Genomic DNA, 14,766 nt, shown 5'->3' on the forward strand with positions numbered 1-14,766 from the left:
CTCGAAGGCAGGCGGGCTGAGCTTATACGGGCCTTGCCCAAGCGTCACCAAACGAATGCTAGCGCGCCGTGCGACAGCCGCCATCATTGACTTGAAGGATGCGGGGGAGCGATTTTCGCGGCAGTCCTCGGAAGAGCGAATCCGTTCGAGCAGGGGAGGCCCGCATGCCCAAGGGACCGGCCGCACGCGTGATGGATCCGGTGCTGCACCCGCTCCCGGGCATGCTTCAGCCCGGGCCGGGCAGCCTGAACGTGATCATCGGCGGCATGCCGGCCTGGCGCGGTGTGCCAGCCGCAGCCGCCGCCGCGCTCCAGTCGGCCAAAGCCACGTCCGACACGACCCTTCAGGCGGCGCAGGCTGCGACATTGGCGGCTGCCGGAACGCCCGGCGCGCCCGCCGCCAAGGCGGCGGAAGAGGCGGCGAAGACGGCGGCGCTTTCCGCCATGAGCGCGGCGATCACCGGCGGAGCGGGGGGGGCGGACATCCATAACTGCCTGACGCTGATGCCGCCGCAGCCGCACGGGCCGGGCGTGGTAATCGACGGCTCGCAGACCGTGCTGATCAACAACCTGCCGGCCTGCCGGGTGGGCGACACGATCCTCGAGGCGCTGGGGCCACCCAACAAGATCATCATGGGGTTGCCGACCGTGATCATCGGCGGCTGATCGCAGATTGATTCAAGACAGCGGCGGAAGCCGTTGAGGCGGAATCGTTTTCTCGCTGGCGAGGTGCGATGGCGAAGAGCAGGCGGACGGTCCCGGACCGGGCCGAGGCGAAGCAGGAGCGCTTCCGCCACAAAATGGTGCAGCGCTTTTCGTCCGATCATCAGCGGGCGATCAACCATGGGCTCGCCCGCAACGGGCGCGTCGCCGAGACGCTCTGCTTCATGGCGCTGATCCGTGACCCAGCCCGGCGCCAGCGCCCGATGCTGCCGATGCCGCATGTGAGTTGCACGGCGGCAGTGCGCCAGTTCTTCAGCGCCGACGACGGCGAGCAGGCGGCGCATCTGCTGCCGGGGCAGCTCTCGATCGACGGCGCCTTTCCCTGGCTGTTCCTCGCGGGACCGGCGGCGCAGCAGCTCGAAAATCTCTTCGCCTATGTCGAACCGCTGCGCGCCGACTACAACAAGGCCGATTCCGCGGCCGAGGCTAACGGATTGACCGAGGCCTTCGCCGATGCCTGCCGGCGGGTTTTGACGGGCAAGGGCGAGGCTCCCGCCGATATCGCCGCAGCCTATCAGCAGGTCTGGATACCTGGCGCGCTCGCGGCCTTCGCGGCGGCCGAGGCCCAGAAGCGCAGCAAGCCGACCCCGCCGCCGATCGAGCGCGGCGTCGGCATGGAATACGGCATGATCCTGAATTTCGAGGAGCGGATGGCCGCCTTCGAGGACGACTCGATCTGGGCGACCTACGAGCAGCTCAGCATCCTCGGCTACTACAAGGTCGCGATGGACGACATGCCGCGCCAGCTCAAATTGCAGGCGATCCGCGAGATCCTGTCGCTGCCGCCGGCTTGACCAAGCCGGGTGGGCGGGCCAAGCGGGCGCTTTCCCTCCCGCGACAGGACTTGAAGCCCATGACCATCGAACGCATCGGACTGGCCGCCCGCTACTGCGACGCCGCCATCTTCAACGGCATCGTCTTCCTGGCCGGCCATGTCGCCGAGAAGACCGAGGGCGCCTCGCTGACCGAGCAGACGCAGGAGGTGCTGGCGTTGCTGGAGGATACGCTGGCCCAGGCCGGCAGCAGCAAGGAGCGCATCCTCTCCGTCCAGATCTTCCTGACCGATATCGGCAAGATCGGCGAGATGAACGCGGTCTGGGACAAGTGGGTCGCGAAGGGCCATTCCCCGGCCCGTGCGACGGTGGAAGCGAAGCTGGCCTCACCCGGCTACGCCATCGAGATCACGGCGGTGGCTGCGAAGGGCTGAAGGATATCCCTCGTCATTCCGGGACATTGCAAAGCAATAGGCCCGGAATCCAGAACCGATGAGCTTTGTCGTCAATATTACAGGACACCGCCCCTGCGATCAGCGGCATCGGTTCTAGGTTCCGGGCTCAGGCCTTTGGCCTGCCCCGGAATGACGGTGTTCCGGAGACACCCCGGTCAAACCCGAGCATGACGGCGGCGTCACTTCCCGCCGCGGTCGTAGCACTCGGCGAAATAGATCATGAAGGCGTCGACGAGGCCGTTCTCGTAAGGCGCGGTCTTGGCGTCCCAGCGGGCGACATAGGCCTCCCACATCTTCGCCTTGCGCGAGCCGATCAGCCCGCCGAGCCCACCGACATCCTGTGCGGTCGCCTCGCTGATGGCCTGCGGATCGAGATCCTCGACCAGCATCTTGAGCGCGTGCTGCATCGCCGAATAGGTCTTGATCTGGTGGGCCTTGAGATCGCGAAAACTCTCATCGAAGGCGCGCTTGGCGTCGAGATAGCCGCTGCGCGGTTGCCCGAAGATCAGTTGCAGGGCGTCGTCGACCGTCGGCGAGAATTTCAGCGGGTTGTTGTCCTGCGCCTGGATCATCGTCTGGCTGGTGCTGCGAGCGATTCGCTTGGTTTCGGCGCGGGCGGCGAGCAGGCCTTTCAATTCCTCCGCGATGAGCCGCATCAGGCCGCCGAGCTGCTCGGCGAAGGCGCCGGGGTCCTGCGTCGCCAATGCCTGCGGCGAGACGCCGGCACCCTTGGCGAAACGCTGCATGAATTCGCCCATCGAGATCGGCGCAGGTGAGCCGGCTTGCGGCGTGGCGGGCTCGGCCGTGAAGGGCGGCGGCGCGTAGGTCGGCATGGGCGCGGGAGCGGGTTCTGCGGCCGGCTCGGGCGGTATCGCATCCTCGGCGGGCTCGTCCCAGGGATTGGCCCCGGCCGGGCTGCTCGCCGGCGGACGACGCGGCGTCGGGATCGGCGCGACCGGTTCCTCGGGCGGAAGGGGTTGCGGCTGCAGCGGCGCCCAGGCGAACTCGTCGCTCCGCGCGGCGGAGGGCGACCAGCCCCGTGCCGGGGGCGGTTCGGCGCTTGGGGTGGGGATATCGGCCGCCCAGTCGATGAAGCCGGCATGGACGGGCTTGGCGTGGTTCGGCGGCATCAGGTCGCGGCGCGGGATCGGCGGCGCAGCTTCCTCGCTCGATGCCCAAAGCGCTTCCGGCTGGGCCGCATAGGGCGGCGGGGCAGGGGGCGCGCCGGGGGCCTGCCCGGCCTCGTCGTCGATGGCGACGGCGACGATGTAGTGGCCGATCTCCAGCCGGTCGCCGTTCTGGAGCCGGTAGGGCGACTGGACGCGATGCTCCCCGCCATTGACGAAGGTGCCGTTGGTCGAGATGTCGCGCAGCCACCAGGCGCCGTCGCGGAAGCGGATTTCGCAATGCCGGCCGGAGACGGCGCGCGAGGGATCGGGCAGCGCCCAGTCGAGATGCTGGTCGCGGCCGATATCGAGGCCGCGCCCGCCGCTGGTCGTCACGCTGAGCGGGCCGCCATCGGGCAGGGAGGTCTGGTTCTCGATCGTCAGTGTCAGCGCCATCGCGGACGTCCCGTTACGGCCTGGGCGGAAAAATCAGCGCTTGCCGGCATCATCTTCAGCCAAACGAATGCATGCTTCGATACAGCCACGCAACGCAGCCTCGCGCTCGCGGGCCGGCAGGCGGTTGATCGCGTTGAGCACCGCGATGCGGGCCATCTTGGCCGTCAGGTCCGGCGGCGTGGGAATGGGGTGGGCTTCCGACATGCTGCCGCCGGAATAGCCGGCCGCCCAGGCGACGAAGGTGCCCGGCCGCGCGCTGTCGCCGGCCTGCGCCTGCCGCAAGGCCTCGAAGCGGGTGCGGTCGCCGGGCTCGCGCACCCAGGCTTCCGCTGCGGCGAGGCCGGGGTCCTGTGTGCCGGGGGGCTGCATCGAGCGCACCGCCTGGAGCGCCCACCACACCGTCTCGCGCCGGGGCAGCAGGAAGGCGCAGAAGCTCGCCGCCTCCGTCGGCGCGGGCCCGCGGATGAGGCGGCCGAGGAAGGCCAGCGGCGGCTCGGTGGTCGGCGCCATCGTCACGGCCTGGCGGGCCGCGGGATAGGTCTCGAACACTTCGCGGGCGGTGCTGAAGCGCAGGCGTGACATGGAGGCTCCGGCCGTTCTGTCGCTGATGCTATCCGGCTCAGTTGATGTTCACCATCGGGGCGTTGATGACGAGCATGCCGTCGCTTCTCACCTCGGTCTTGGCCTGGCTGTGGATCGTGATGGTCGGCGATTTGATCTCGATGCTGCCGGGCGTCATCTTGATCGTGCTCTCGCCGACCTTGAGATTGATCTCGCGGAGCGCTTCGACATCGAGCTTGCCGTTCTGGATGTCGAGCTTGTCGTCGCCCTTCTTCAGCGTGGTCTCGCGTGAATAGCCGCCGTCCTGGTAGCGTTCGCCGATCTCGCGGGTCTCGATGTTGTTGACCGTGATCTTGTGGTCCTTCTCGGTCCTGATCTCCAGCACCTCGTGGTCCTTGCGGTCCTCGAACTTGATCTCGTTATAGGTGTCGGTGATGCCGGCGCCGTCGGTCGATTCCGACTTGAGGCCCGACTGGGTCTTGTTCGCCGGCAAGTCGTAGGGCGGCTTGTGCTGGTCGTTGACGACGGCGCCGACGACGAGCGGCAGGTCCGGATTGCCCTCGATATATTCGACGATCACCTCCTGGCCGATGCGGGGGATGACCTGCCCGCCCCAGCCCTTGCCGGCCCACATCTGCGCGACGCGGGTGCGGCAGGAGGTCGAGCCGTCCTCGCGGTCCCAGTGGAAGCGCAGCCAGATGCGGCCGTATTCGTCGACGTCGATATCGCCTTCCTCGCCCTTGTTCTTCTCGCCGACGACCTTGGCGGTGTGCGGCCCGTAGACGGTGGGGCGGGGCGTGACGATCGGCGCGCGGAAGCGCCTGTCGCTTTTCTGGAGCTCGTAGGAGCCGTGATAGAGCGCCTCGTCCCGGCGCCCCGAGGAGCGATAGCTCTGGATGCCGAAGGCATGGGTCGCGCGGACGACGATGTACTCCCCGTTCTCGGCGCCGGTCGGGTGCTCGGAGAGCTTCATCAGCGCGCCCGGATAGAGGCTCGCGGCATCGCCGCCGGCATAGCGGCGGTCGTCCTGCGCCTGCTCGGCCTGCGCCATCACGCGGGCGAAATGCTCGCCCTGGTCGCGCTTGGTATAGGCGGCCGGGTAGTCATAGGCCTCGTAGGATTTCGCCTTGGGGAAGCCTTCCTCGGCGCGGGCGGTGAGATCGGACTCGGACTTCTCGAAATCATAGTCCTTGAGCTCGAACTTGCCGGTGCGCAGGCGCCGGATCGTCGACCAGTGCGTCAGGTGCTCGACGGCGCTGCGCGCGAGACGGTTGCCCTGGCGGACGAAGGCGTAGGCGGATGAATCGCCCTGGAAGCTCGGCTCGGCCGCGGCCGTGACTTGGTCATGGGCGGAACGGGAATCGCAGAGCACCAGCTTGTGGTCGCCGTCGCTGTGCTTGAAATAGTAGTAGATGCCGTATTGCTCCATCAGCCGGAGCACGAAGTCGAGATCGGTCTCGCGATACTGGACGCAGTAGTCGATCGGCTGGAGCGTCTCGCTGGTGCGGTCGTCGACGCTCGCCGAGCCCTCCTTCTCGAAGATCTTCTTGATGATCTCGACCGCCGTCTTGTTCTTGAAGATCCGGCAGTCGGCCCGCTGCGAGAGCAGCCAGAGCCAGGGCTTCAGCGTGAAGCGGTAGATGAAGAGATCGTCCTGCTGGCCCAGCCACTGCGCGTCGACCAGCGTGCCGTTCAGGACGCGCTCGCTCTTGTTCTTGAGAGTGAACTTGATCGAGCATTTCTCGCTCATGATGCTCTGCAGATCAGCGTTCTCAGTTTTGCTGACTGCCTCGACGTTATAAGTAAATAATTCGCTCAAAGCTTCGTTGGCTTCGAACTTGATAAGTGTAAATTCGTCTTTCCCCGTTGGCGTCGAGAAAGATGCAATTCTTTGAGTTTGCCCAAGAGCGGATGGCATCAACTGAACCTTTCGATTCGGGCCTCTATTTTTATCTTGACGTAGGTGATTTCTGGAGTCATCCTTCCATCCCTAAGTCATCAACTGCCAGACGGCGAATTCCAGCGGGAGTGTTCCCATGCGCAAGCAGCCCGGCTTCACTGCCTTTGTCGCTCTGAGCGGCGCCTTGGTTCTCTCCATGGCGAACGCGGCGCGCGCGCAGACCTACAAGGCCGACGACATCGTCAAGCATTTCGAGCCGGCGGTCGTGCCCAAGGCCGGCGTCACGCGGGGCCTGTGCGTCGGCACGGAAGCCGAATGCGCCAGGGCCGGGCAGGTGGTCGAGCCGGCCAAGCCGGTCAGCGCCTTCGATCTCGTCGTGAAGTTCAAGTACAATTCCGACGAGCTGGAGCCCGAGGCCAAGCTCAATCTCGACGAGTTCGCCAAGGCGCTGAAGACCCCGCAGCTCTCGAAGCAGACCTTCATGGTCGAGGGGCATACCGACGCCGCCGGCAGCGCCTCCTACAACCTCAACCTGTCGCAGCGCCGCGCGCAGGCCGTGGTCCGCTATCTCGGCGGGCACGGCGTCAAGGCTTCCAACCTGGTCGCCAAGGGCTACGGCCAGAGCAAGCCGATCGCGGCCGATCCGCTCTCCGGCGACAACCGCCGGGTGGAGACCCGCCTGCGCACCGAGTGATGCCTGACAAGAAACGGCCGCGGCGACCCCGGCCGTGGCCGGACCGCCGCTTCTGCAAGCGGGGGAAGCGATGGCGGGCCTGAATTTCGCCGAACTGACGAAGCCGGTCTCGGCTGACGAGCCCTGCGGGCCGGATCTCGAAGACGATCTCGATTTCATGAACGCCACGGCGCGGCTCGAGGTCGCGTTGCCGGCGTCGTATTTCCGCCGCGACGACGACGGGCGGCAGGTCGCCTTCGACCGGACCAGCATCGAGTTCCCCCCCGCCTTTGCCGAGCTCGGCAAGCTGCTGGAGCGCTCGCGCGACTTCAGGCTGTTCGTGCTCGCCGCCAAGCTCACGATCCTCAACCGCGACGTGGCGGGTTTCACGGCTTGCCTCTCAACCATGGCCGATCTCCTCGGCGCCTATTGGGAGGAGGTGCATCCGCGGGCGCTGGACGGCGATTTCGTGATGCGCGAGGTCGCCCTGCAGGGGCTCGACGAACTGGCCACCGTGGTCCTGCCGCTGCAGCACGCGCCGCTCTTCGTCAGCCGGCGGATCGGGCCGTTCATGTTCCGCAGCCAGCTCGTCGCGACCGGCGAGACCAAGCTGGTCGAAGGCGAGCAGCATCCCGATGCGAGCGCCATCCAGGCGGCGCTGGGGGAGGTCGAAGTCGACGATCTCGTCGCGGTTCTCGGACAGATCAATGCGGCGCGCGACGCGCTCGCGCGCCTGCGGACGATCTGGCTGGAGAAGGTCGGTGTCGATCATCCCCTTGGCTTTCCGCGATTGGCGACGCTGCTGGACCAGATCGCCGCCTTCCTGGACGCGGCGGTCGCACGGCGAGTCCCGGGCCATCAGGCGGCGGGACCGGAGCTCGTGGCGACCGGTCCGCAGGGGTCGGCAGCAAACACCGCCAGCTTCGTTCCCGGCAGCCTGTCGAGCATCCTCCATGTGAAGGATACGCTCTCTGCCTGCCTCGGCTACTTTCGCAAAACCGAGCCTTCGAGCCCGGCCGTCCTGCTGATCGGGCAGGCGCAGCAGCTGATCGGAAAGTCGTTGATCGAGGTCATCCAGATCATGTTCCCCGAGCATGTCGACAAAGCGGTGATCGAGATCGGCGACCAGCGCCGGTTCCGTTTGCCGCTCGAGCGGCTGCCGGCGCCGGACGGCTACGAGGCGGAGAGCGAATACCAGGCCGAGAGCGAGGCCGACGAGGGCTATGGCGACAGCTCGGGCGAAGCCGAGGGCGGCTACAACAGCGATGCCGAGACGGGCGAAGAAACGTCCGATGAGAGCGATGGCGAGACGGCTGCCGAGGAGGTGGTCGCGGCTGCTGCTGCGCCGGTCGTGGCCGTGCCCTCCGCGATCGTGATCGGCAGCCGCGCGGATGCGGTCAGCGCCATGAGAGCGGTCGCCGCCTTCTACCGCCAGGTCGAGCCGTCGCACCCGACTCCGCTTCTGATGGACAAGGCCTGTGCTCTGGCGCAGCATGATTTCATGTCGCTTCTCGGCAACATCCTGCCAGATGTCGCACCGTTGCCGGAGGCCGACAGCTAGGGAAGTTTTTCGTCATTGCCTTGAACCTTCCGTCGCGGTCGCGAGACTATATCGATGACGGGTGAAACCGAATAGGATGTCACGTTACGTCGGCGTGGCACGAATGCAGAGGGGCACGTCACATGGCCGGAGATTCTGGACAGAAGTTCATCCGCCGCAACAGGCCGCCTCGGGTCCACATCACCTATGAGGATCCGTACAACGCGGAGCAGAAGATCGAGCTGCCCTTCGTCATGGGCGTGATGGCCGATCTCTCCGGCAATGCCTCGGCTGTCGACAAGCCCGATATCTCGCAGCGCAAGTTCCTCGATTTCGACATGGACAATTTCGATCAGCGCATGGCCGCGATCGAGCCGGCCGTGTCCTTCAACGTGCCCAACAAGCTGGGCGAGGACAGCAGCGAGAAGCTCTCGGTGGCGCTGAAATTCTCGAAATTCGAGGACTTCAACCCGGCCGCGATCGCCCGCCAGATTCCGGCGACGGCGAAGCTGCTGGAGGCGCGCGAGCAACTCGCCAATCTCCTGCGCTACATGGACGGCAAGATGGCTGCCAGCGACCAGATCAAGGCGCTGCTGGCCGATCCCCAGCTGATGTCGGCGCTGAAGGACAGGCTCGGCAAGGCAGAGCCTTCGGAAGACAAGACGGCGAACTGAGGGCAGGGCGCAGGCCCGCCCCGGAGCGCGCTGCGAGCGGTCGGGAGCCGACTTTCGCGGAAGCGGTGCTCCGGATCATCTGAAACGATCCCGTCCGCATGGACGGGGCAGGGCCTGCAATCGGTTAAGCGAGCGAGGCGGCAATGGCAGCGGAAGCACAAACCCAACAGCCCGGCGGGGCAGCAGTCGAGACGCGTGAGATCGACGATTTCTCGGCGATCCTGAAGCAGAGTTTCAAGCCCAAGACGGAACGCGCGGCGACCGAGGTCGAGAACGCGGTCGCGACCCTGGTCAACCAGGCGCTGGCGGACCAGACCCTGATCAAGGGCGACGTCATCGACACGATCGAAGAGATGATCGCAAGGCTCGACGCCAAGCTGACCGAGCAGATGAACGAGGTGCTGCACGCACCCGAATACCAGAAGATCGAAAGCGCCTGGCGCGGTCTCAACTACCTAGTCTTCAATTCGGAGACGGATGCGCAGTTGAAGATCAAGGTGATGAACGTCTCGAAGAACGAGCTCTATCGCAACCTCAAGACCTATCCCGGCGCGCGCTGGGACCAGAGCCCGCTGTTCAAGCAGGTCTACGAGCAGGAATTCGGGCAGCTCGGCGGCCAGCCCTTCGGCTGCCTGGTCGGCGACTACCATTTCAGCCATGTCCCGACCGACGTGCAGCTGCTGCGCGACCTGTCGAAGGTGGCGGCGGCGGCGCATGCGCCCTTCTTCGCCGGCGCCGATCCGACCCTGATGGGCATGGATGCCTGGACTGAGCTGTCGAACCCGCGCGATCTCGGCAAGGTCTTCGATACGCCGGATTATGCGGCCTGGAAGGGCCTGCGCGACGCGGCCGACTCCCGCTATGTCGGCCTGTGCCTGCCGCGCGTGCTTGCCCGGGTCCCCTATGGCGCCAAGTCCGAACCGGTCGAGGAGTTCGCCTTCGAGGAGGATACCGACGGCCACAAGGGCGACAAATACGCCTGGATGAACGCCGCCTATGCGATGGCGGTCAACATCAACCGCGCCTTCAAGGAATATGGCTGGTGCACGCGCATCCGCGGCGTCCAGTCGGGCGGCGAGGTGCTCAACCTGCCGACCCATACCTTCCCGACGGATGACGGCGGCGTCGACCTGAAATGCCCGACCGAGATCGCGATCAGCGACCGGCGCGAGGCGGAGCTGGCCAAGTCCGGCCTGATCCCGCTGATCCATCGCAAGAACACCGACAAGGCCGCCTTCATCGGTGCCCAGTCGCTCTACAAGCCCAAGGCCTTCTCGGGGCCGGACGGTGTGGCGGCCACCGCATCCGACAACCTGTCGTCGCGGCTGCCCTACATGTTCGCGGTCTCGCGTTTCGCGCACTACCTGAAGTGCATGGTCCGCGACAAGATCGGCTCCTACAAGGAAAAGGAGCCTCTGCGCCGCTGGTTGCAGGAGTGGATCACCGATTATGTCGACGGCGATCCGGTCAATTCCAGCGAAGAGACGAAGGCGCGGCGCCCGCTCTCCGATGCGCGCATCGACGTTTTCGAGGACGAGGAGAACCCTGGCTACTACTCGGCCAAGTTCTATCTGCGGCCGCACTTCCAGCTCGAAGGCATGGATATCGGCCTGAGCCTGGTCTCGCGACTGCCAGCTCCCAAGCAGTGACCGTCACCTGATCACCAGGTGACGGCAAGAACGAGGATCTTCAGCGCGCCGGCCGCTCAAGGGCGGCGCGACAGGAGAAGTGCGTCCACAGCGGGTCCGCATCCGCGCGCCCACATCAATCCCACCATTGGAGGTAGACATGGCTAGCGACTTCCTGCTCGAGATCGACGGCATCAAGGGCGAAAGCAAGGACAAGAAGCATCAGGATACGATCGAGGTCGCGTCCTTCTCCTGGGGCATCAGCAACCAGGGCTCGCATGCATCCAATGCCGGCGGCGGCGCCGGCAAGGCGAGCTTCCAGGACATCCACTTCACGAGCTCGGTCGGCAAGGCCTCGGCCAACCTGGCGCTCTCCTGCGCCAGCGGCAAGCACATCAAGAAGGCGGTGCTCTACGTCCGCAAGCAGGGCGAGACGCAGCAGGACTATTATGTCGTGACGCTGGAGGACCTGCTGGTGTCGAGCTACCAGTCCGGCGATCACGCCGGCGGCTCGAGCATCCCGACCGACCAGTTCTCGCTGAACTACGCCAAGATCAAATACGAGTACAAGCCGCAGAAGCAGGACGGTTCGCTCGACGCGCCCATCACCATGACCTGGGACGTCAAGGCCAACCACAAGTAAAACGAAGGAGATCGGCTCCGGCGCCCGCCGGAGCCGATGTCTAGAGGCTGCAAGTGGCCATGGTCGACCCGATCTCGAAGAAGCGGCTGCGGCCGCCCTTGATGTTCGCCTTCCGGGAGGCGCATCTGGAAAAGGATGCGAGGACCGCGCTCGACCTGAGGGACGAGGGCGGCGAACGCGTGATCGCGCCGCGCCGGGCCGCGCCCCGGGCCGCGATCACCGAGCAGAAGCTGCGCCGCGAGATCGCGATCGATCTCGACGCGCTGGTCAACACCATCAATCTCGGCTCCTGCCTCGACCTGTCCGGGCTGGAATATGTGCGCCGCTCAGTGCTCAACCACGGCTTTCCTGATATGACCCGGCTGTCGATCGACGAGCACCGCGTCGATGCGATCCGCGAGGACCTGGCCAATGTGCTGGTCGGCTACGAGCCGCGGCTCATCCGCAAGTCGGTCGCCGTCGAGCGCGACGGCAGCCTCGATCCCGCCGAGCTGAAGATCCGCTTCCTCGTCCGTGCCGACCTGAATTGCGAACCGCTGAATATTCCCGTCCAGTTCATTGCCGATCTCGAGCTCGATACCGGCAAGATCGCCATCAAGGGCCGATGACGATGAACCAGGAGTTTCTAGACCTCTACAACCAGGAACTCCGGCTCTTCATGGAGCACAGCAAGGAGTTCGCGGAGGAGTATCCGGGCATTGCCGAGCGGCTCGGCGGGCTTGCCGGCGAGCGCATGGACCCGATGGTCGGCGGCCTGCTGGAAGGCGCGGCCTTCCTCGCCGCCCGCGTCCAGCTCAAGCTGCGTCACGAGTTCCCCGAATTCACCAACAACCTGATCGAGCAACTCCTGCCGAATTATCTCGCGCCGACGCCCTCGGCGCTGCTGGCGGGGATCGTTCCGACTTATTCGGACCCGGCGCTCCGCGAAGGCATGCGGATCGCGCGCGGCTCCTATATCGACGCGACCTATCTCGAGCGCGAGCGCCGGGTCGCCTGCCGCTACCGGCTGGGCGGCGACGTGACGCTCTGGCCGTTCGAGATCACCGCCGCCGAATACATCCCGGCGCCGGGGCCGTTGCAGGCGCTCGGCTTGCGCACCGGGCCGCGGGCGCTGGCGGGCCTGCGCATCTCGCTGACCCACCGGATGATGGCCGACCGGGAGCAGGAGCCCTCCGCGGCGCAGGCGCTGAAGAATCCGGCGAGCTGGTTCGCCGGTTGCCGGACCCGCGAATTGCCGTTCCATCTGCTCGGCAGCGAGGGTGACGCGGTCGCGCTCTACGAGCAGCTCTTCGCGAACTGCATCGGCATCCATTTCCGCCATCTCGACGAATTCGGCGATCCCGTGGTGACGCCGGGCGATGGCTGCCGGCTCGAACAGGTCGGCTTCGAAGAGGACGAGGCGCTGCTGCCGGCCGATACCCGCGTCTTCCGCGGCTTCGACCTGCTGCGGGAGCTGTTCTGGTTCCCGCGCAAGTTCCTCGGCTTCCGGCTGGAAGGGCTCGGCGGCATCATGCCGAAGCTCAAGGCCAAGACGGTCGACATCATCTTCGTCTTCGACGAGGTCAATACGCGTTTGCCCGGTGCCGTGCGCAAGGAGATGTTCGCGCTCTACGCGGCGCCGGCGATCAACCTGTTCGAGAAGACGACGGACCGCATTCCGGTCAAGACGAACCAGCACGAATTCCATGTCGTGCCCGACCGCAGCCGCGTGCTCGATTACGAGCCGCACAGCATCCTTTCCGTCCACGCGCATTACGTCGGCGGACGGGAGAAGCAGCCGGTCCATCCGCTCTATTCCTCGCCGGAAGGCGCCTCTCCGACGCAGGGGCTGCATTACACGCAGCGCCGCCTGCCGCGGCGTCGCTCCTCGGCCGAGCGTCGGCAGGGCAAAGCTTCCGATTATACGGGAACGGAGATGTTCATCTCGCTGGTCGAGCCGGCGGGCGTTTCCGACACCGCTTCGGTGGCCGAGCTCAGCGTGCGGGCGCTCTGTTCCAACCGGCACCTGACCGAGCATCTGCCGACCGGGCAGGGCGGCGCCGATTTCCGCCTGATCGACAATGTCTCGCTCGATATCGCCTGCCTGGCAGGGCCGACGCCGCCGCGCGAGCCGGTCGTCTCTCAGCTCAAGCTGCGCTCGGAGACTGCGAGTACCGGCGTCGTGACCTGGCGATTGGTCAACCTGATCAGCCTGAACCATCTCGGCCTCGTCCAGCGCGGGGCCGGCGAGAACGGCGAGGCGCTGCGCGAACTGCTCTCGCTTTTCGCCGATCTCGCCGATAGCGCGACCGAACGGCGCATCCGCGGCATCAAGGGCGTGGATAGCCGCGCGGTCGTGCGCCGCTTTCCGCAGCGGGCGGGGACCGGGGCTGCGCGCGGGCTCGAAATCACCGTTCTGCTCGACGAGAAGGCCTTCGAGGGCTCCGGCGTCTTCCTGCTCGGGGCGGTGCTCGACCGCTTCTTCGCCGAATATGCGGCGATGAACCATTTCACCCAGACGGTGATCCGCACCGTCGAGCGCGGCGAGGTCATGCGCTTTCCGCCGCGGGCCGGCGCGAGGCGCATCCTGTGAGCGAGGACGCCGACACCCCGCTGGAGAAGGCCCCGAACTACCAGGTGCAGCTCGAGGCCGAGCCCTGGCGCTTCGACTTCTACGCCGTGATGCGCCGGCTGGAGCGCAGCTTTCCGGACCGGCCGCGCGTCGGCGACGTCGCTTCGCGCCGCGACGAATATGTCGCGCTGGGCGAACAGCCCTATCTTGATTTTCCGGCGTCGAGCCTCGCCGAAGCCGATCGCGACGGGCAGGGGCGGATGCGGCTCTTCGTCAAGTTCCTGGGCCTGCTCGGGCCGCAGGGGCCATTGCCGCTGGCGACGACCGAGGAAAGCTATCACTGGAAGATCGCGCGCGACGACGCGTTCCCGCGCTTCCTCGACATCTTCAACCACCGCTTCCTGCAATTGTTCTACCGGGCTTGGGCGGATTCCCGGCCGATCGCGCAGCATGACCGGCCCGACCTCGACCGTTTCGCCGCCTATATCGGCAGCATGATCGGGGTGGGCTCGAAGCCTTATCTCAAGCGCGACAGCGTTCCGGATGCCGAGAAGCTCGCACATGCCGGGCTGATCGGTGCGCAGGCGAAATCGGCCTCGCGCCTGCGGCGCTTCCTCGCCGGGTTGTTCAAGGCCGATATCGAGATCGAGCAGTTCGCCGGGATGTGGCTGGCCTTCGATCCGGGGGACCGCACGCGGATTGGGCAGGCGCATTGCGCGCTCGGCAGCGACGCCTTGCTGGGCGGCAGCGTCTACAGCGTCGAGGACAAGTTCCGCATCAAGATCGTCGCCCGCGACCTCGAACAGTTCGAGCGCTTCCTGCCGAACGGGGATCGCTGCGAGCCGCTGGCGGATGCGGTGTTCTTCCACCTCGGCGAGCAGTTCGAATGGGATGTCGAACTCGCCTTGCCGGTCGGCGCGGTGAAGCCGGTCCGGCTCGGCCAGTCCGGCCATCTCGGCTGGACGAGCTGGATGGCGCCGAACTGGGATGTCGAGGAAGGCGCGCTACGCCGCGACGCCCGCTTCCATCCCGCCGAAAGCCTGCGCCTGAAACGAAGCCGCACCGCCGCCACCGGACATTGAAG

The 14,766-nt window shown here is 66.2% G+C and carries 14 protein-coding genes; 11 read left to right on the forward strand and 3 right to left on the reverse strand.

What is annotated here, in order from left to right; all coding sequences use genetic code 11:
• The first annotated feature begins 164 nt into the window (after positions 1-164).
• From JHD80_RS06245 to JHD80_RS06255, 3 genes are all read left to right on the forward strand, one after another.
• Positions 165-665, forward strand: coding sequence for a PAAR domain-containing protein (locus tag JHD80_RS06245; protein ID WP_199085520.1), 501 nt, complete (start codon positions 165-167; stop codon positions 663-665).
• Positions 666-733: 68 nt separating this feature from the next.
• Entirely contained in the window at positions 734-1,516 is a 783-nt protein-coding gene (locus JHD80_RS06250) for a hypothetical protein (protein ID WP_199085521.1), read from the forward strand.
• A gap of 59 nt (positions 1,517-1,575) precedes the next feature.
• Entirely contained in the window at positions 1,576-1,929 is a 354-nt protein-coding gene (locus JHD80_RS06255) for a RidA family protein (RefSeq protein WP_199085522.1), read from the forward strand.
• A 200-nt stretch (positions 1,930-2,129) separates the two neighbouring features.
• On the opposite strand, the gene tagH is transcribed toward JHD80_RS06255, so the two are convergent.
• The 3 genes from tagH to JHD80_RS06270 are packed head-to-tail and all read right to left on the reverse strand — an operon-like array spanning position 2,130 to position 5,991.
• Positions 2,130-3,512, reverse strand: a complete 1,383-nt coding sequence (tagH, locus tag JHD80_RS06260) for a type VI secretion system-associated FHA domain protein TagH (RefSeq protein WP_199085523.1) — start codon at positions 3,510-3,512, stop codon at positions 2,130-2,132.
• Between the two features lie 33 nt (positions 3,513-3,545).
• Positions 3,546-4,094 (reverse strand): DUF6931 family protein, encoded by a 549-nt coding sequence (locus tag JHD80_RS06265; protein WP_199085524.1) that lies wholly within the window; start codon positions 4,092-4,094, stop codon positions 3,546-3,548.
• Between the two features lie 37 nt (positions 4,095-4,131).
• Positions 4,132-5,991 carry a type VI secretion system Vgr family protein gene (locus JHD80_RS06270; RefSeq protein ID WP_199085525.1) on the reverse strand — a complete coding sequence of 620 codons (1,860 nt, stop codon included), beginning with the start codon at positions 5,989-5,991 and terminating at the stop codon, positions 4,132-4,134.
• 118 nt (positions 5,992-6,109) lie between these two features.
• On the opposite strand from JHD80_RS06270, the gene JHD80_RS06275 reads away from it, so the two are divergent.
• From JHD80_RS06275 to tssG, 8 genes are all read left to right on the forward strand, one after another.
• Positions 6,110-6,667: an OmpA family protein gene (locus JHD80_RS06275; RefSeq protein WP_199085526.1), complete on the forward strand. Its 558-nt coding sequence runs from the start codon at positions 6,110-6,112 to the stop codon at positions 6,665-6,667.
• Positions 6,668-6,737: 70 nt separating this feature from the next.
• Positions 6,738-8,207 carry a type VI secretion system protein TssA gene (locus JHD80_RS06280; RefSeq protein WP_199085527.1) on the forward strand — a complete coding sequence of 490 codons (1,470 nt, stop codon included), beginning with the start codon at positions 6,738-6,740 and terminating at the stop codon, positions 8,205-8,207.
• A 122-nt stretch (positions 8,208-8,329) separates the two neighbouring features.
• The gene (tssB, locus tag JHD80_RS06285) at positions 8,330-8,860 is read left to right on the forward strand and encodes a type VI secretion system contractile sheath small subunit (RefSeq protein WP_199085528.1); all 531 of its coding nucleotides are present in this window, start codon (positions 8,330-8,332) and stop codon (positions 8,858-8,860) included.
• A 143-nt stretch (positions 8,861-9,003) separates the two neighbouring features.
• Positions 9,004-10,509 carry a type VI secretion system contractile sheath large subunit gene (gene tssC / locus JHD80_RS06290; protein ID WP_199085529.1) on the forward strand — a complete coding sequence of 502 codons (1,506 nt, stop codon included), beginning with the start codon at positions 9,004-9,006 and terminating at the stop codon, positions 10,507-10,509.
• A 139-nt stretch (positions 10,510-10,648) separates the two neighbouring features.
• Positions 10,649-11,131 carry an Hcp family type VI secretion system effector gene (locus JHD80_RS06295; protein WP_199085530.1) on the forward strand — a complete coding sequence of 161 codons (483 nt, stop codon included), beginning with the start codon at positions 10,649-10,651 and terminating at the stop codon, positions 11,129-11,131.
• Positions 11,132-11,190: 59 nt separating this feature from the next.
• Positions 11,191-11,739: a type VI secretion system baseplate subunit TssE gene (locus JHD80_RS06300; RefSeq protein WP_248311420.1), complete on the forward strand. Its 549-nt coding sequence runs from the start codon at positions 11,191-11,193 to the stop codon at positions 11,737-11,739.
• Positions 11,740-11,741: 2 nt separating this feature from the next.
• Entirely contained in the window at positions 11,742-13,703 is a 1,962-nt protein-coding gene (gene tssF, locus JHD80_RS06305) for a type VI secretion system baseplate subunit TssF (RefSeq protein WP_199085562.1), read from the forward strand.
• Complete coding sequence (gene tssG, locus JHD80_RS06310) at positions 13,700-14,764, forward strand: type VI secretion system baseplate subunit TssG (protein ID WP_349237220.1); 1,065 nt, start codon at positions 13,700-13,702, stop codon at positions 14,762-14,764. Before tssF ends, tssG begins: the two co-directional genes overlap by 4 nt.
• Positions 14,765-14,766 lie beyond the last annotated feature (2 nt).

This window comes from Allobosea sp. ASV33 (assembly GCF_016428755.1).
GTDB lineage: Bacteria > Pseudomonadota > Alphaproteobacteria > Rhizobiales > Beijerinckiaceae > Allobosea.